The sequence below is a fragment of the Streptomyces bauhiniae genome (genome assembly GCF_004784475.1).
GTDB lineage: Bacteria > Actinomycetota > Actinomycetes > Streptomycetales > Streptomycetaceae > Streptomyces > Streptomyces seoulensis.
The window spans coordinates 244044-259824 of sequence record NZ_SRRT01000008.1 but is presented as its reverse complement, the minus strand read 5'-3'; the positions used below and the strand labels follow the sequence as shown (position 1 = coordinate 259824).

Here is a 15781-nt window from a genome sequence, read left to right as displayed (position 1 = left end):
GAGGGGTCGGCTTCGGTCGGCCCTTTTTCGTATGTGCGGGTGGCGCTACTCAACGTGTTCGAATGGGTGCTCGTTGTGTAAATAGGGGTGACGGTACTCCTGTTGCTCGGGGGATTTCAGGTGCTTGCCGAATATGACACGGGGGTGTCCCGGTCGGATTAGGCTCGCCCGCGGCGGACCCGGTTGAGATGGATTCGGGCGCCTGTTCCCCTATATACCGTTCTTCCCAGAAGGCATCCATGGTGAGTGTTCAGAAACCTCCCGGTGTCCGTGAACGTCCGTACGCGCAGGTGTTGTTGCCGCCCGCCCTGGTGATGGCCGCGGTGACCGCGGCCGCCGTGTTCCTGGTGCCGGGCTCCGCCCGGATCGCCGTCGCCTGCTGCGGGCTGGTGGCCACGCTGCTGCTGCTCGCCACCGCGAGCGAAGTGGTGCGGCGCGGGCGTCAACTCCGGGCCGTAGAAGCCGAGAACGCCCGGCACACCGCGTATCTGGAGCACCGCATCGCCGCCCACGACGCGGAGATCGTCCGCCTCGGCTCCGAGGTGCTGCCGCTCGCGCTCGCCCGGCTGCGCGGGGGCGAGCGGCTGCGGGACGTGCTGCGCCACGTCATCGACGAGGACCCCGAACTGCGTCATCTCCCGCCGTCCCAGCGCGAGTTGCTCCGCGTGGCGCTGCGCGGTGCCGAGCACGAGATCAACATGCGGGACGCCACCCAGCGAGCGTTCGTCACCACCGCCCGGCGCGTGCAGGCCATCGTCCACCAACAGGCCAAGGAACTGCGGGAGATGGAGGAGGACCACGGCCGCAACGCCGAGGTCTTCGACGACCTGCTGCGCGTCGACCACGGCACCGCGCTGATCGGCCGCCTCGCCGACTCCATCTCGGTGCTCGGCGGCGGCCGTCCGGGCCGCCAGTGGCCGGTGCCCGTCTCCCTCTACAGCGTGCTGCGGGGCGCGATGTCCCGCATCCTGGAGTTCCCCCGGATCAACCTCGCCTCGATCGTCAACATCAACATCAAGGGCACCTCGGTCGAGCCGGTCATCCACGCGGCCGCCGAGCTGTTCGACAACGCCACCCGCTACTCGCCGCCCTCGACCAAGGTGCACGTCACCGCCTTCGAGGTGCAGACCGGCCTCGCCATCGAGATCGAGGATGCCGGGGTCAGCCTCAGTGAGGAGGGGCGGGCCCGCGTCGAGCAGATGATCCTGGACGCCCGCGCCGACGACGACGCACACAACCTCGGCGACAGCCCCCGCCTCGGCCTCGCCGTGGTCGGCCGGCTCTGCAACGCCTTCGACATGGACGTCTCGCTGCGCGCCTCCGCCTACGGCGGCGTCCGCGCCATCCTCGTCGTGCCCCGCGACATGCTCACCACCGAGCCCGGTGTCGGCGCCGCGCACGGCATCGGTGCCACCGCCGTGCCGATGCCCGAACTCGGCGCGCTGGAGGGCCCCAAGCGCCCGCCCAAGCGCCGCCGCCCCACCGCGCCGCGCATCCCCGCCCCGGCCTCGATGGAGGACGACGTCCCCGAGGTCACCGAGTGGACGGCGAACGGACTGCCGCAGCGCCGCAGCCGGGTGACCGTACCGCTCAGCCAGCGCTACGCCGAACAGGCCGCCATCGAGCAGGCCGAGCGCGAGGGACGCCCCACCATCTGGTCCCAGCCGGAACCGGAGCCCCGGCCCCCGGCCGACCCCGAGCGGCAGAAGCTTCTCGACCGCGAACCGGGCATGTGGGTCGACGCCTTCTGGGAGGGCATGAAGAAGGGCAACGAAGGCGCCCACCCGACCGACTTCACCCGGAATCCGACCGCCTACCTGCATCTGATCGACGACTCGGCCGACACCGGCGCCGGCGACGAGGGGGAGCCCAAGTGATCCAGCAGCGTGCCAACTTCGACTGGATGCTCAAGCAACTGCACGACGGCGTACCCGGCATCGAGATGATCGTGGTGCTCTCCTCGGACGGCCTGCGCATCGCCCGCTACGGCGGCGACCCCGACGCCGCCGACCGGGTGGCCGCCGCCTGCGCCGGAGTGCAGAGCCTGGCCGGGGCGGTCGCCCAGGAACTCCCGGGCAGCAGCGGGGAGATGAAGCTCGTCGTCATCGAGATCGACGGCGGCTACTTCTATCTGATGGCCGCCGGTGACAACGCCTACCTCGCCGTCCTCGCCGACGTGGTCTGCGAGCCCGGCCGGATGGGCGGCATGATGCGCGACCTCGTCGTCCGGATCGGCGCCCACCTCACCTCTCCGCCCCGGCGCGGCGGGCAGGCCGTATGACCCCGCGCCGCAAACGGCGCCTGCCGCAGGAGGCGCCCTCCCCGCCGCCCCTGGCCCCGGACGCGGGCGAGGAGGCGGAGGCCGGGAGCCCCGAGCGGCTGTACGCCGTCACCGGTCTGCACGAGGGCGGCCGGGCGCAGCTCGATCTGGTCACCCTGATCGTGGCGCGCTCGGCGCCCCCGCCGTCCGGCACCCCCGAACAGGCGGCCGTGCTCCGGCTCTGTTCCGCACCCCTGTCCGTGGCCGAGCTCTCGGCCTACCTCGACCTGCCGTTCAGCGCGATGACGGCGCTGATCACCGAGCTGATCGGCGCCGACCTGGTGCAGGCCCGCGCCCCGATCGTCCGCCAGGCGCTCCCCGACCGGACCCTCCTCGAAGCGGTGATGCATGGACTTCAACGCCTCTGACGCCGCCCCCGCGATCCCCGGCCCGCGCACCGAGGAGCGGCTCCCGCAGTCCGCCCAGGCCGCGGTGAAGATCGTGATCGTGGGCGGCTTCGGCGTCGGCAAGACCACCATGGTCGGCTCGGTCAGCGAGATCAGGCCGCTGACCACCGAGGAGACCATGACCCAGGCCGGTATCGGCATCGACGACAACTACGGCTCCGAGACCAAGACCGCCACCACCGTGGCCATGGACTTCGGCCGCATCAGCATCACCGAGAAACTGGTCCTCTACCTCTTCGGCACCCCCGGCCAGGAACGGTTCTGGTTCCTGTGGAACCGCCTCTTCGAGGGCGCGCTCGGCGCGGTCGTCCTGGTCGACACCCGCCGCCTGGACGTCAGCTTCGACGTCATGGGCCGTCTGGAGGAACGCGGCGTGCCCTTCATCGTCGCCGTCAACTCCTTCCCGGACGCGCCCCGGCACCCGATCGAGGAGCTGCGCGGCGCGCTCGACCTGGCCCCGGAGATCCCGATCGTCGAGTGCGACGTACGCCGCCGCGCCTCCAGCCGGGACACCCTGCTGACGCTGATGCACTTCCTGCACTCCCTCGCCCGGTCCGGCGCCCTGACCTGAGCGGGCGCGCGAACCCCACCAGCCGTTTCCCGAAAGCGATCACTGTGACGCCTGAACCCCAGAACCCGACAGGCACCCCCGACACCGCGCCCGGCCCGCCGCCGGGCTGCCCCGCGCACGGCACCGGCCCCGGTGGCCTGCACCGGCTGTACGGCCCGGACGCGCTTGACCTGGACGACCTCTACGAGCGGCTGCGCGAGAAGCACGGCCCGGTCGCCCCCGTCCTCCTCCACGACGACGTGCCGATGTGGGTGGTGCTCGGGCACGCCGAGAACCTGCACATGGTGCGCAGCCCCTCGCAGTACACCCGCGACAGCCGGGGCTGGACCCCGCTGCTGGAGGGCATGGTCAAGCCCGACCACCCGCTGATGCCGCACATCGCCCGGCAGCCGATCTGCGCGCACGCCGAGGGCGACGAGCACCAGAGGCTCCGCGCGGCCGTCACCGCGGCCATGGGCACCATCGATCACCGGGGCCTGCGCCGCTCCATCAACAGCTCCACCCAGGAACTCGTCAACCGCTTCTGCGGACGCGGCCGGGCCGACCTGGTCTCCCAGTTCGCCGAGCATCTCCCGATGGCCGTGATGTGCGAGATCCTCGGCATGCCCGAGGAGTTCGACGACCGGATGGTGCAGGCCGCCCGCGACGCGCTCAAGGGCACCGACACCGCTATCCAGAGCCACACCTACGTCATGGACGCGCTCAGCGGGCTCACCACCCGGCGCCGGGCCCGCCCCGAGGACGACGTCACCAGCCACCTCATCACCCACCCGGCGGGGCTCGGCGACGACGAGGTCCGCGAGCATCTGCGGCTGCTGCTCTTCGCCGCGTACGAGACCACCGCCAACCTGCTGGCCAACGCGCTGCGCATGGTGCTGACCGAGCCGGGGTTCCGCGCCCGGCTCAACGGCGGGCAGATGACGGTGCCGGAGGCGATCGAGCAGTCGCTGTGGGACGAGCCGCCGTTCAGTACGGTCCTCGGCTACTACGCCAAGCAGGACACCGAGCTGGGCGGGCAGCGCATCCGGCGCGGCGACGGGCTGCTGTTCGCGCCCGCGCCGGGCAACGTCGACCCGCGGGTACGGCCCGACCCGACCGCGCACATGAAGGGCAACCGGTCCCATCTCGCCTTCGGCGGCGGCCCGCACGAATGCCCCGGCCAGGACATCGGGCGGGCCATCGCCGACATCGGCGTGGACGCCCTGCTGACCCGGCTGCCGGACATCCGGCTGGAGTGCGCCGAGGAGGATCTGCGCTGGCGGTCCTCCATCGCGTCCCGGCATCTGGTGTCGCTGCCGGTGCTGTTCGAGCCCAAGGCGAAGCAGGACGTCAACCGGGCGCCCAGCATGTCCTCCCTCCACCCGCACCGGGCGGAGGCACCGGTGCCGCAGCCGCGCGCGTGGGCGGAGGACAAGGCGGAGGAACCGGTGGAGTCGGCCCCGATCGCTCCGCCCGCCGAGCCGGCCGGGTCCGTGCCCGCGTCGTCGGAGAGCGCGCCGCCCCCGAGCCGCTGGCAGCGGATGTGGCGGTGGCTGCTGGGGGAGTAGGCCCGGCGGTCAGGCGCCCGCCCACTCCTCGGGCGAGGTCCACGCCTGGAGGGTGCGCCCGCTGACGAAGCTGTGCCGGGCGCCGGTCAGCGGGTCGGTGAACTCCAGCCTGCGGGCCAGCAGTTGGAGGGGTCGGCGGAAGTCGCCGGGCGCGGGGGCCGGGGCCACCTCCGGGTAGAGGGGGTCGCCGAGGATGGGGACGCCGAGCGAGTTCAGGTGCACCCGGAGCTGGTGGGTCTGGCCGGTGGCGGGCAGCAGACGGTACCGGGCCAGACCGTCCCGCTGGCGGCGCTCGGTGATTTCCACCCGCGTCACCGCGTTGGGCTCGCCCGCCACCTCCCGCGCGGCCAGCACCCCGCGCTCCTTCAGAATCCGGCTGCGCACGGTCCGGGGCAGCTCCAGTGCCGGGTCGTGCCGGGCGATGGCCTCGTACTCCTTGTGCACCCGGCGGTCGCGGAACAGCCCTTGGTAGGCGCCGCGTTCGCCGGGCCGCACGGTGAACAGCACCAGTCCGGCGGTCAGCCGGTCCAGCCGGTGCGCGGCGCCCAGTTCGGGCAGGCCGAGGTCGTGGCGGAGACGGGCGAGCAGGGTCTCGGAGACATGGGAGCCGCGCGGGGTGGTGGCCAGGAAGTGCGGTTTGTCGGCGATGACGATGTGCTCGTCCCGGTACACCACCTCCACCGGGAACGGCACCGGCACCTCCGGCGGCAGCTCGCGGTGGAACCACACGAACATCCCCGGCCGGTACGGCGCGTCCGGCGCCACCGGCAGCCCGTCGGCGCCCACCACCGCCCCGGCGTGGAACATCGCCTCCACCGCGCCCGGACCGGCGCCCGTCAGCCGCGCCACCAGATGCTCGCGCACCGTGCCCCACGCCCCCTCCAGGGGCAGCCGCACCCGTACGGGGTCGACGCCCCGGCGCTGGGGGAGCGGGGCGGGCGGGGGCTGCGTACGGCGTCTCATCAGGTGTCCCAGGTTACGGGGGTGGCCCAATCCGGTTGGCCCGCCGCCCGGCGCTTGGCAGGATGCCGGGCATGCCGTATCTGACCAGCCCGGTGCTGCCCGAAGGAACCCTCTCCCGCCGGCCGCAGCCGGAGATCCCGGCCGGTGCCGGGCTGCGCCTGCGCCCCTGGCGGGCCGAGGACGCGCCCGCCGTCCACGCCGCCTTCCAGGACCCGACGCTGAACCAGTGGCACGCCAAGTCCTGCGACTCCCCCGAGGAGGCCGCCGGCTGGATCGAGGACTGGCACGGACAGTGGGCGCGCGAGTGCGACGCCCAGTGGGCCGTGGTCCGGGCGGACACCGGTGAGCTGCGCGGCCGGGCCGCGCTGCGGGAGATCCGGCTGCGGGACGGTGTGGCCGAGGTGGCGTACTGGACGGTGGCGTCGGCGCGCGGACAGGGCGTCGCCCGGCACGCCACGGACGCGCTGGTGCGCTGGTCGTTCGACGAGATCGGCTTCAACCGGCTGGAGCTGATGCACGCCACCGCCAACGCGGCGTCCTGCCGGGTCGCCACCAAGGCCGGCTTCGCCGTGGAGGGCACCCGGCGCCGGGCGCTGCTGCACCCCGACGGCTGGCACGACATGCACCTGCACGCCCGCCTCAGCGGCGACTGACCCGCCGGTTCACGCGGCCGCGTTCTCCTGCTCGGCCTCGATGCGCGCGTTCCACTCCGGCTTGCTGGCCTGCCAGCCGTCCTCGTTGTGGCCCAGGCGCCAGTAGCCGGAGATGGAGAGGTCCTCGCGGGGGAGCTGGGCCTCGACCCGCAGCATCCGGCGCAGCTCCTTCACGAAGGACGCCTCGCCGTGCACGAACGCGTGCGGGCGGCCCTCGGGGAACTGAAGCGCCCGTACGGCCTCCAGCAGGGCCTCGCCGACCGGGCGGTCCCCGCGGTGCAGCCAGACGACCTCCACATCGGAGTCGATCTTCTGCTCCTCCTCGGGGCCGGCCACCTCCACGAAGGCGTGCGCGGGCGTGCCCGGCGGGAGGGTCTCCAGGGCGCGGGCGATGGCGGGCAGCGCGCTCTCGTCGCCGACGAGGAGGTGCCAGTCGGCCGTCACATCGGGGGTGTAGGCGCCGCCGGGGCCGAAGAAGCGCAGGGTCTCGCCCGGTCGGACGCGCTTGGCCCAAGGCCCGGCGAGGCCCTCGTCGCCGTGGATGACGAAGTCGAGGGTCATCTCCCGGTGCTCGGCGTCCCAGGCGCGCACGGTGTACGTACGGGTCACCGGCCACTGCTCGCGGGGGAGTTCGGCCTGGATGCGCTCCAGGTCGAACGGCTCCGGGTAGGTCATGCCGTCCACCGGGGCGAAGAGCAGCTTCACATAGTGGTCGGTCCAGGTGTCGGCCGAGAAGTCGGCCAGTCCGGCGCCGCCGAGCACGATCCGCTGGACGTGCGGGGTCAGCCGCTCGGTGCGTACCACCTGGGCGGAATGGAGCTTGCGCGGCTTTCGCCCCGGACGCTCTGCCATGACGGCCTCCTGCTGCCTTGGTTAGGTTTACCTAAGCTAGCACCTCGCGCCGGTGTCCCTGCGGTGCCGGGGGTCCCTTCGTCCGAAATTTTCCCTCGCGGAGGGGGTCGTAGTCACGCCTCCAGGGTGGTCAGCAGCCGTTGGAGGGAGCTGCCCAGACCCCAGCGGGCCGCGAGCGCGTCCAGGGCGGCGGGGTCGCGCGGGGTGTGCGGCAGGGTCGTGTCCACGTCCGGCAGGGGGACGTCGCCGGCGACCCGGACGACCTTCGGGGCGACCGCGAGATAGGGGGCGGCCTCGGTCAGGCGCTTGCGCTGGGTCGGGGTGAGCTTCGCCTTCGGGTCGTCCACGGCGGCGATGATCCCGGCCAGGTCCCCGAACTCGGCGAGCAGTTTGGCCGCCGTCTTCTCCCCGACACCGGGCACGCCCGGCAGGCCGTCGCTCGGGTCGCCGCGCAGCAGCGCCAGATCGGCGTAACCCCGGCCGTCCACGCCGTACTTCTCGCGCAGCCACGCCTCGTCGGTGAGCTGGAGGGTGCCGACGCCCTTGAGCGGATACAGGACACGGATGTCACGGGCGTCGTCGACCAGTTGGTACAGGTCGCGGTCGCCGGTGACGATGTCGACCGGGCCGGCCGCGCGGGCGGTGAACGTGCCGATCACGTCGTCCGCCTCGTATCCGGCCACGCCCACGCGGGCGATGCCGAGCGCGTCCAGCACCTCCTCGATCACCGGGACCTGCGGGGAGAGGGTGTCCGGCACCTCCTCGGCGTCCGGGGCGCCCTCGTGCTCCTCGGCCACCCGGTGCGCCTTGTAGGAGGGGATCAGGTCGACCCGCCACTGGGGGCGCCAGTCGGCGTCCATACAGGCCACCAGCTTCTCCGGGCGGTGGTCCTTGACCAGGCGGTCGATGAAGTCCAGCAGTCCGCGCACCGCGTTCACCGGGGTGCCGTCCGGCGCCCTGACCGAGTCCGGGACGCCGAAGTAGGCGCGGAAGTACAGCGAGGCGGTGTCGAGAAGCATCAGTCGTCCGGTCACGCTCGCATCATGCCGCACCGCACCGACAGCGGGGCCGCACACCGGGCCCACGCATGTGACCTGGGCCACTTCGGTGTTTGGCTCAAATGCGACCGGGCAGGCGCCGCGCGCCGGAACGAGGCAATTGCTTATCAAGCGACAACTATCCCTCGTCTCCAGCTTCTTGCCGCCTAGCCGAGGGACATGCATGACCGCGAGAATCGAAGCGGAACATCTCTACAAGATGTTCGGCGGACGACCGGACCAGGCCGTGGCACGGCTCGAACAGGGCGCCGACCGCGACGAGCTGCGCGCGGAGGGCAGCACCGCCGCCGTCATCGACGCCTCCTTCGCCGTCGCGCCGGGGGAGATCTTCGTTGTCATGGGCCTGTCCGGCTCGGGCAAGTCCACCCTGCTGCGCACGCTCAACGGCCTGCTCACCCCCACCGCGGGCCGGGTCCGCTTCGACGGGCAGGATCTCACCGCGCTCGGCGACCGCGAGCTGCGCGAGGTCCGGGCCCACAAGATCAGCATGGTGTTCCAGCACTTCGCGCTCTTCCCGCACCGCAGCGTCCGTGACAACGCCGCGTACGGCCTGGCCGTGCAGGGCGTGCCCCGCGCCGAGCGCGAACGCCGCGCCGACGAGGCGCTCGCCCTGTGCGGGCTGGCCGGCTGGGAGGACTCCTGGCCGGACGAACTCTCCGGCGGCATGCAGCAGCGCGTCGGCCTCGCCCGCGCGCTCGCCACCGACGCCGACCTGCTGCTGATGGACGAGTCCTTCAGCGCGCTGGACCCGCTGATCCGCCGCGACATGCAGGACCAGCTCCTCGAACTGCAGAAGACGCTGCACAAGACCATCGTCTTCATCACCCACGACCTCAACGAGGCCATGCGCCTGGGCGACCGCATCGCCGTCATGCGCGACGGCCGCATCGTGCAGACCGGCACCGCCGAGGACATCCTGCTGCGCCCCGCGGACGACTACGTCGCCTCCTTCATCCAGGACGTCGACCGCTCCCGCGTGCTCACCGCGTCCGCCGTCATGGACACCGACGTGCGCGGCGACGAGGCCGACTGCGCCTGCGAGACCGCCGCGCCCGGCACCCCCTTCACCGAACTGTGCGCGCTCAGCGCCCGCCTGAGCCACCCGGTCGCCGTCCTCGACGCCGACCGCACCGTGGTCGGCGTCGTCCCCGAGAGCCGCCTGGTCGGCTTCCTCGGCGACGAGCAGGGAGACCCGATCGTCTGCGACCACGGCGGTAACGAGAGGAAGGTGACCGCCCGTGCCTAGGCTTCCGCTCGGCGATTGGGTCGACTCCGGGGTCGACTGGCTGGTCGGCCATCTCTCCTGGCTCTTCGACGCCATCCGCGCCGTCCTGGAGGGCATGTACGACGGCATCGACGCCGTCCTCACCGCCCCGCAGCCCCTGCTGCTCGCCGGCATCCTCGCCGTCCTCGCCTGGTGGCTGCGCGGACTGCTCGCCGGTGTCCTCGCCTTCGCCGGATTCGCCCTGGTGGACTCCCTGGACCTGTGGGAACGGGCCATGTCCACGCTCTCACTGGTGTTGGTCGCCACCATCATCGCGCTGGTCATCTCGATCCCGCTGGGCATCTGGGCCGCCCGTTCCCGCGCGGTGAGCGCCACCCTGCGCCCGGCGCTGGACCTGCTCCAGACCATGCCGTCGATGGTGCTGCTGATCCCGGCCATGCTCTTCTTCGGGCTCGGCACCGCGGCCGGTGTGGTCGCCACGCTGATCTTCGCGCTCGCCCCCGGTGTCCGCATGACCGAGCTGGGCATCCGCCAGGTCGACGCCGAACTGGTCGAGGCCGCCGAGGCGTTCGGCACCACCCCGCGCGACACCCTGTGGCGGGTGCAGCTCCCGCTCGCCCTGCCCACCATCATGGCGGGCGTCAACCAGGTCATCATGCTCGGCCTGTCCATGGTCGTCATCGCGGGCATGGTCGGCACCGGCGGCCTCGGCGGCGCCGTCAACGAGGCCATCGGCCAGCTCGACATCGGCTACGGCTTCGAGGCGGGCGTCGGCATCGTCGTCCTCGCCATCTACCTCGACCGGGTCACCGGCGCGCTCGGCACCCAGCTCTCCCCGCTCGGCCGCCGCGCCGCCGCCAAGGCCCGGCCCACCGCCTGGTCGTACCGGCCGCGCCCGGCCGTCGCCGTCGTCGCGGTGGTCGTGCTCGCGCTGGTCGCGGGCGGGCTCGGGGTCTTCGGACCCGGCGCCACCAAGTCCACCGCGTCCGGTACGGACATCGGCCAGGGCAAGGAGATCAAGCTCGGCTACATCCCGTGGGACGAGGGCATCGCCTCCACTTTCCTCTGGAAGGAGCTGCTGGAGCGGCGCGGCTTCAAGGTCAGCGTCACCCAGTACGCGGCCGGCCCACTCTACACCGGCCTCGCCACCGGCCGCCTGGACTTCGAGACCGACTCCTGGCTGCCCACCACGCACGCCGAGTACTGGAAGAAGTACGGCGACAAGATGGAGGACCTGGGCAACTGGTACGGCTCCACCTCCCTGGAGCTGACCGTCCCGTCCTATGTGAAGGACGTGAACACCCTGGCCGACCTGAAGGACCACGCCGCCGAGTTCGACGGCCGGATCATCGGCATCGAGCCCAGCGCGGGCATGATGGGCCTGCTCAAGGACAAGGTGCTCGACCAGTACGGCCTCAAGGGCACGTACCAGGTCGTCGACGGCTCCACCCCGGCCATGCTGACCGAGCTGAAGCGGGCCTACGCCAAGAAGCAGCCCGTGGTCGTCACCCTGTGGTCCCCGCACTGGGCCTACAGCGACTACAAGCTGAAGAAGCTCAAGGACCCGGCGGGCGCCTGGGGCAAGGGCGACAAGGTGCACACCCTCGCCCGCAAGGGGTTCAGCGACGACAACCCCGAGGTCGCCAAGTGGCTGAGGGACTTCTCGATGACCGAGAAGCAGCTCACCGGCCTGGAGGCGCGTATCCAGAAGGCCGGCAAGGGCAAGGAGCAGGACGCCGTGCGCACCTGGCTCAAGGAGAACCCCAAGCTGGCCGACGCCTGGGCACCGGCCGGCAAGGCCAAGCAGGAAGCCGCCGGATGAGGTGAGGGGGCGGACGCGGCGCACGCGTCCGCCCCCCGCGGCCGGTTTCACCACCGTAGAGATCCGGCCAACCACGGAGCGCCATGGACCCCGCCTCGCGGGAACACCTGGGGATGCCCGAGCCTTGAAGCAGGTGAACGCCGCGGAAAGCCGGGGCAGCACCAGGCGTCCGGCGGACCGCGGCACTGGCGCGAACCGTGGGGTACCGGCCCGGCGGCGGCGCGGGATGTGAGAGGCGCGTGAAACGGTTTGCCGAACGTGCGTAGGGTGCAGACAACTTAAGGACAGGGACGCCCGGCACAGGGCGTCCGGGCAGCCGCGCCACGCGTGAAGGAGGGAGCCGCAGCCATGGGCGACCACAAGGAGCGACAGCCCGTGCGGGTCGGCGCGGCCGTCCGGCGGCGCCGCCGCACGCTCGAACTCACCCTCGCGGTCGTGGCCGAGCGCAGCGGCCTCTCGGTGCCCTTCCTCAGCCAGGTGGAGAACGACCGGGCCCGCCCGAGCCGCACCTCCCTGGAGAAGCTGGCCGACGCGCTGCGCACCACGGCGGTGGAACTCCTCGCCGCCGCCGACCCCGCGTGCAGCGTGGACGTCGTACGCGGTGAGGCGGTCGCCGACGGCGATTTCGCCGCCCGGACCCGCGCCCTGGTGCGCGGCCACCACCAGTTGCACGCCTCCGAGTTCACCGGCGACCACGACGCGGGCCGCGAGTTCCAGCACCGCAACGACGAGCTGATGTACGTCGCCGACGGCGCGGTGGAGATCGAGGCCGAGGGCCGCGCGTACCGGCTCGGCCGGGGCGACACCCTGTATCTGACCGGCGGCGTCCGCCACCGCTGGCGGGCCACCGTGCCGGACACCCGGGTGATCGTGGTGGCCGTCGCCGAGCACATCGAGGCGGTCCAGGACCGGTCCCGGTAGTGCGGGTCGTCTCCCTGGTGCCGTCTCTGACCGAGGCGGTCGCCGTGACGCTGCCCGGTGTGCTCGTCGGGGCCACCGACTGGTGCGAACGCCCGGCGGACCTCGACGTCGAGCGGATCGGCGGCACCAAGAACCCCGACACCGCGCGGATCACCGCCCTGGAACCCGACCTCGTGATCGCCAACGAGGAGGAGAACCGCGCCCCCGACCTCGACACCCTGCGCGCGGCGGGCGTCCCGGTGCTGGTCACCGAGGTACGCACCGTGCCGCAGGCGTTCACCGAGCTGGCGCGGGTGCTGTCGGCGTGCGGCGCCACGGGCCGGCCCGGCTGGCTGGACCGCGCCGAGGCGGCCTGGGCCGCGCTGCCCGAGTCGCAGCGGCCGGTCAGTGCCGTGGTGCCGGTCTGGCGCCGGCCCTGGATGGTGCTCGGCCGGGACACCTTCGCGGGCGACGTGCTGGCCCGCCTCGGCGTACGGCACCTGTACGGCGGCCACGCCGAGCGCTACCCCCGTATCCCGCTGGACGAGCTGAACGCGGCGGCCCCCGAGCTGGTCGTGCTGCCCGACGAGCCGTACCGCTTCACCGCCGACGACGGCCCCGAGGCGTTCCCCGGCCTGCCCTGCGCCCTGGTCAGCGGACGGCACCTGACCTGGTACGGACCCTCGCTGCTCGAAGCGCCCCGGGTGCTGGCCCGGGCGCTGGCAGCAGCGCGCCGCTGAGCAGGCCGCGCACGGTACCGGTGGCCGCGGCGGCCCAGGCGATGAGCAGCAGGGCGTACAGGCCGACCGCGAGCCCCGCGTACACCGCCAGGCCGGTGTGCCGGGCCAGGGAGGCCGCGCCGGTGACGCAGGTGCCGACCGGGAAGGTGAGCCCCCACCAGGTCAGCGCGAACCGCATGCCCCGGCGCCGCGCGCGCACGACCTGCGCGGCGGCGAACGCCAGCCACAGCAGCGCGAAGCCCATGACCGGCACCCCGTACAGTACGGCGAACACCGCGAGCCCCCGGTCGTACGGCGCCGGGACCACGCCCGGCGCCAGGTCCGCGAGCGCGCCGGTGGCGGTGGTGGACTGGCCCAGCGGGCCGAGGACCAGGAACAGGGCCGGGGTCAGCGCCAGCGGCAGCGGGCCGTGCAGGAGCAGGCGGGCGAGGAGCAGCGGGAGCATCAGCAGCGTGGCCAGCAGGCTCAGCCCGAACAGCGCCAGGCAGCCCAGCAGCAGGGTCTCGCGGGGCTGGCCGGGCGGCAGATACGGCACCAGGGCGGGGCCCAGCGCGGCCGACACCATCGGCGCGACCAGCGGCAGCAGCCAGACGGGGGTGGCGTCGGCGAGGGTGGGCCGGTGCCGGGTCACCATCAGGTACGGGACCGCCACGGCGGCCGCCAGGCCCAGGGCCGTACCGGCGGTGAAGAGGACGGCGTCCAGGGCGACGGCCGCCTGCGTGCCGATCCAGTACCGGCCGGCCGAGAGGGCGCCGCCGCCGACCGCGAGGAGGGCCATGGCGGTACAGCCGTAGAAGGGGGCGGTCGCCGGGTCGAGGAGGTGCGCGCGGGCCTGGTCCCGGTGGTGGGTCCAGTGCAGGGCGCGGGCCGCGAGGAGGGCGAGCAGCAGGAGCAGGGAGAGGGCCCACAGGACGGCGCAGAGCCGGCGGACGGGGGAGGGGAGGGCGGCGCCCGCCGAGCCGACGATCGCCGTGCCCATGACGGCGGCGTACCAGTTCGGGCCGAGGTGGCGGAGGCGGGCTGCGGTGACCATGGGATCAGCTTCCCGGCCTCGGTCGGCGCTGACCAGGGAGTTCGTTTCTATGGGGGCATAAGGTGGTCTTATGAGCGAAGAGCAGGCGAGGAGCGGTTCGCTGGCGCACCGGGTGCCCGAGCTGGGCGCGCTGGAGCTGCTGCTGGCCGTGGCCCGGCTGGGCAGCCTGGGCGCGGCCGCGCGCGAGTTGGGCATCACCCAGCCCGCCGCCAGCAGCCGGCTGCGTTCCATGGAACGGCAGCTCGGGGTGGCCCTGGTCGACCGCTCGCCGCGCGGCTCCCGGCTCACCGACGCGGGCGCGCTCGTCACCGACTGGGCCCGGCAGGTCGTGGCGGCGGCCGAGGTGTTCGACGCGGGCGCGCAGGCGCTCCGGGCGACGAGGGACTCCCGGCTGCGGGTCGCGGCCAGCATGACCATCGCCGAGTACCTGCTGCCCGGCTGGCTGCTCGCGCTGCGCGCCGGGCGGCCGGACACGGCGGTGTCGCTGCTCGCGGGCAACTCGGCCAAGGTCGCCGAACTCCTGCTCGCGGGCGAGGCCGACCTCGGCTTCGTGGAGGGACTGACGGTTCCCTCCGGCCTGGACTCGGCCGTCATCGCCCACGACCGGCTCACCGTCGTCACCGCCCCAGCCCACCCCTGGGCCCGCCGCTCCCGCCCCCTGACGACGGCGGAACTCGCCGCCACCCCCCTCATCCTCCGCGAACGCGGCTCCGGCACCCGCCAGGTCCTCGACGCCGCCCTCGGCGCCCCCGCCCGCCCCCTCATCGAACTCTCCTCCACCACAGCGGTGAAGGCCGCCGTCATCAGCGGCGCGGGCCCCGCCGTCCTCAGCGAACTCGCCGTCGGCGAGGAACTCACCACCCGCCGCCTGATCGGCATCCCGGTGGAGGGGGTCGCGCTACGCCGGGACCTGCGCGCGGTATGGCCTACGGGACACCGGCCTACGGGGCCGGCGCGGGAGTTGCTGTCGCTGACGCGGAGCTAGGACCCGGTTCCGCCCGCCGCGGCGACCAGCGCCCGCATCACCCGGTCGTCCGTGCCCATCTCCGGGTGCCACTGGACGCCCAGGACCCAGCCCTCGGCGGAGGGGAGTTCTACGGCCTCGATCGTGCCGTCGGAGGCGTGGGCGGCGGGGGTGAGGGTGGGGGCTAGGTGGGCGATGGCCTGGTGGTGGTAGGTGGGGACGCTGGTGCCGTCGGGCTGGATGGCGGCGTAGCGGGTGCCCGGTACCGGGTGGACGGGGTGGGCGCCGAAGACGCCTACCGCCTCCGTGTGGCCCTCCAGGTGCTGGACGAGGGTGCCGCCGAGGGCGACGTTGAGGAGCTGCATGCCCCGGCAGATGCCGAGGAGGGGGACGTGGGCGGCCAACGCGGCCTCGATCAGGGCGAGTTCCCAGGCGTCGCGCTCCGGGGCGGGCGGACCGCAGCGGGGGCTGCGTTCGGCGCCGTAGCGGGCGGGGTCGACGTCGGGGCCGCCCGCGACGACCACGCCGTCCAGGCGGGCCACCACCTCCGGGGCCAGCGCCGGGTCGTCCGGGGGCAGCAGGGCGGGGAGGCCGCCGGAGCGGCTCACCAAGCGGGGGTAGGCGGCGGGGAGGAGCGCCGCCTCCAGCTCCCAGACGCCCCAGCGGGCGCCCGCCTCCAGATACGTACTCACGCCGATCAGCGGCCGTCCGCCCATGTGCCCTCCA

Annotated in this window: 16 protein-coding genes; 11 read left to right on the top strand and 5 right to left on the bottom strand. The window is 73.1% G+C overall.

Going from position 1 to position 15781, the window contains the following annotated elements; translation table 11 throughout:
* Positions 1–239: 239 nt before the first annotated feature.
* The 5 genes from E5083_RS26340 to E5083_RS26320 are packed head-to-tail and all read left to right on the top strand — an operon-like array spanning position 240 to position 4845.
* Positions 240–1877, top strand: a complete 1638-nt coding sequence (locus tag E5083_RS26340; protein ID WP_244317659.1) for an ATP-binding protein — start codon at positions 240–242, stop codon at positions 1875–1877.
* The gene (locus E5083_RS26335) at positions 1874–2281 is read left to right on the top strand and encodes a roadblock/LC7 domain-containing protein (protein ID WP_030812755.1); all 408 of its coding nucleotides are present in this window, start codon (positions 1874–1876) and stop codon (positions 2279–2281) included. Before E5083_RS26340 ends, E5083_RS26335 begins: the two co-directional genes overlap by 4 nt.
* Positions 2278–2688, top strand: coding sequence for a DUF742 domain-containing protein (locus E5083_RS26330; protein ID WP_135788168.1), 411 nt, complete (start codon positions 2278–2280; stop codon positions 2686–2688). The genes E5083_RS26335 and E5083_RS26330 overlap by 4 nt, the downstream gene beginning before the upstream one ends.
* On the top strand, positions 2669–3298 hold the full coding sequence (locus tag E5083_RS26325) for a GTP-binding protein (protein ID WP_135788167.1): 630 nt from the start codon (positions 2669–2671) through the stop codon (positions 3296–3298). Before E5083_RS26330 ends, E5083_RS26325 begins: the two co-directional genes overlap by 20 nt.
* A 44-nt stretch (positions 3299–3342) precedes the next feature.
* Positions 3343–4845, top strand: a complete 1503-nt coding sequence (locus tag E5083_RS26320) for a cytochrome P450 (RefSeq protein ID WP_135788166.1) — start codon at positions 3343–3345, stop codon at positions 4843–4845.
* Positions 4846–4854: 9 nt separating this feature from the next.
* Here the strand turns inward: E5083_RS26320 and E5083_RS26315 are convergent, their stop codons facing one another.
* Entirely contained in the window at positions 4855–5808 is a 954-nt protein-coding gene (locus E5083_RS26315; protein ID WP_135788165.1) for a pseudouridine synthase, read from the bottom strand.
* A gap of 71 nt (positions 5809–5879) precedes the next feature.
* Between E5083_RS26315 and E5083_RS26310 the strand changes: the two genes are divergently transcribed.
* Positions 5880–6461, top strand: coding sequence for a GNAT family N-acetyltransferase (locus E5083_RS26310; RefSeq protein WP_135788164.1), 582 nt, complete (start codon positions 5880–5882; stop codon positions 6459–6461).
* A 9-nt stretch (positions 6462–6470) separates the two neighbouring features.
* On the opposite strand, the gene E5083_RS26305 is transcribed toward E5083_RS26310, so the two are convergent.
* Both E5083_RS26305 and E5083_RS26300 read right to left on the bottom strand, forming a co-directional pair.
* Entirely contained in the window at positions 6471–7313 is an 843-nt protein-coding gene (locus E5083_RS26305; protein WP_135788163.1) for a siderophore-interacting protein, read from the bottom strand.
* A gap of 113 nt (positions 7314–7426) precedes the next feature.
* Entirely contained in the window at positions 7427–8347 is a 921-nt protein-coding gene (locus tag E5083_RS26300) for a 5'-3' exonuclease (RefSeq protein WP_135788162.1), read from the bottom strand.
* 187 nt (positions 8348–8534) lie between these two features.
* Between E5083_RS26300 and E5083_RS26295 the strand changes: the two genes are divergently transcribed.
* From E5083_RS26295 to E5083_RS26280, 4 genes are all read left to right on the top strand, one after another.
* Positions 8535–9617 carry a quaternary amine ABC transporter ATP-binding protein gene (locus tag E5083_RS26295; protein WP_135788161.1) on the top strand — a complete coding sequence of 361 codons (1083 nt, stop codon included), beginning with the start codon at positions 8535–8537 and terminating at the stop codon, positions 9615–9617.
* Complete coding sequence (locus E5083_RS26290) at positions 9610–11418, top strand: ABC transporter permease/substrate binding protein (protein WP_135788160.1); 1809 nt, start codon at positions 9610–9612, stop codon at positions 11416–11418. The genes E5083_RS26295 and E5083_RS26290 overlap by 8 nt, the downstream gene beginning before the upstream one ends.
* Before the next feature lie 348 nt (positions 11419–11766).
* Positions 11767–12339: a helix-turn-helix domain-containing protein gene (locus tag E5083_RS26285; RefSeq protein WP_135788159.1), complete on the top strand. Its 573-nt coding sequence runs from the start codon at positions 11767–11769 to the stop codon at positions 12337–12339.
* Positions 12339–13058 carry a helical backbone metal receptor gene (locus E5083_RS26280; RefSeq protein WP_135788158.1) on the top strand — a complete coding sequence of 240 codons (720 nt, stop codon included), beginning with the start codon at positions 12339–12341 and terminating at the stop codon, positions 13056–13058. The genes E5083_RS26285 and E5083_RS26280 overlap by 1 nt, the downstream gene beginning before the upstream one ends.
* Here E5083_RS26280 and E5083_RS26275 read toward each other — a convergent pair.
* Positions 12970–14091: an SLAC1 family transporter gene (locus E5083_RS26275; RefSeq protein ID WP_135788157.1), complete on the bottom strand. Its 1122-nt coding sequence runs from the start codon at positions 14089–14091 to the stop codon at positions 12970–12972. The genes E5083_RS26280 and E5083_RS26275 overlap by 89 nt on opposite strands.
* A gap of 70 nt (positions 14092–14161) precedes the next feature.
* Between E5083_RS26275 and E5083_RS26270 the strand changes: the two genes are divergently transcribed.
* Positions 14162–15076 carry a LysR family transcriptional regulator gene (locus E5083_RS26270; protein WP_135788156.1) on the top strand — a complete coding sequence of 305 codons (915 nt, stop codon included), beginning with the start codon at positions 14162–14164 and terminating at the stop codon, positions 15074–15076.
* Here the strand turns inward: E5083_RS26270 and E5083_RS26265 are convergent.
* Positions 15073–15771, bottom strand: coding sequence for a gamma-glutamyl-gamma-aminobutyrate hydrolase family protein (locus tag E5083_RS26265; RefSeq protein WP_135788306.1), 699 nt, complete (start codon positions 15769–15771; stop codon positions 15073–15075). The two genes, E5083_RS26270 and E5083_RS26265, sit on opposite strands and share 4 nt — an antisense overlap.
* Positions 15772–15781: the final 10 nt, after the last annotated feature.

Bases quoted from the DNA above. Each gene is read 5' to 3' on its own strand.
- E5083_RS26340 (WP_244317659.1), top strand. From the start codon at position 240: ATGGTGAGTGTTCAGAAACCTCCCGGTGTCCGTGAACGTCCGTACGCG.
- E5083_RS26330 (WP_135788168.1), top strand. From the start codon at position 2,278: ATGACCCCGCGCCGCAAACGGCGCCTGCCGCAGGAGGCGCCCTCCCCG.
- E5083_RS26325 (WP_135788167.1), top strand. From the start codon at position 2,669: ATGGACTTCAACGCCTCTGACGCCGCCCCCGCGATCCCCGGCCCGCGC.
- E5083_RS26315 (WP_135788165.1), bottom strand. From the start codon at position 5,808: ATGAGACGCCGTACGCAGCCCCCGCCCGCCCCGCTCCCCCAGCGCCGG.
- E5083_RS26310 (WP_135788164.1), top strand. From the start codon at position 5,880: ATGCCGTATCTGACCAGCCCGGTGCTGCCCGAAGGAACCCTCTCCCGC.
- E5083_RS26305 (WP_135788163.1), bottom strand. From the start codon at position 7,313: ATGGCAGAGCGTCCGGGGCGAAAGCCGCGCAAGCTCCATTCCGCCCAG.
- E5083_RS26295 (WP_135788161.1), top strand. From the start codon at position 8,535: ATGACCGCGAGAATCGAAGCGGAACATCTCTACAAGATGTTCGGCGGA.
- E5083_RS26285 (WP_135788159.1), top strand. From the start codon at position 11,767: ATGGGCGACCACAAGGAGCGACAGCCCGTGCGGGTCGGCGCGGCCGTC.
- E5083_RS26275 (WP_135788157.1), bottom strand. From the start codon at position 14,091: ATGGTCACCGCAGCCCGCCTCCGCCACCTCGGCCCGAACTGGTACGCC.
- E5083_RS26270 (WP_135788156.1), top strand. From the start codon at position 14,162: ATGAGCGAAGAGCAGGCGAGGAGCGGTTCGCTGGCGCACCGGGTGCCC.
- E5083_RS26265 (WP_135788306.1), bottom strand. From the start codon at position 15,771: ATGGGCGGACGGCCGCTGATCGGCGTGAGTACGTATCTGGAGGCGGGC.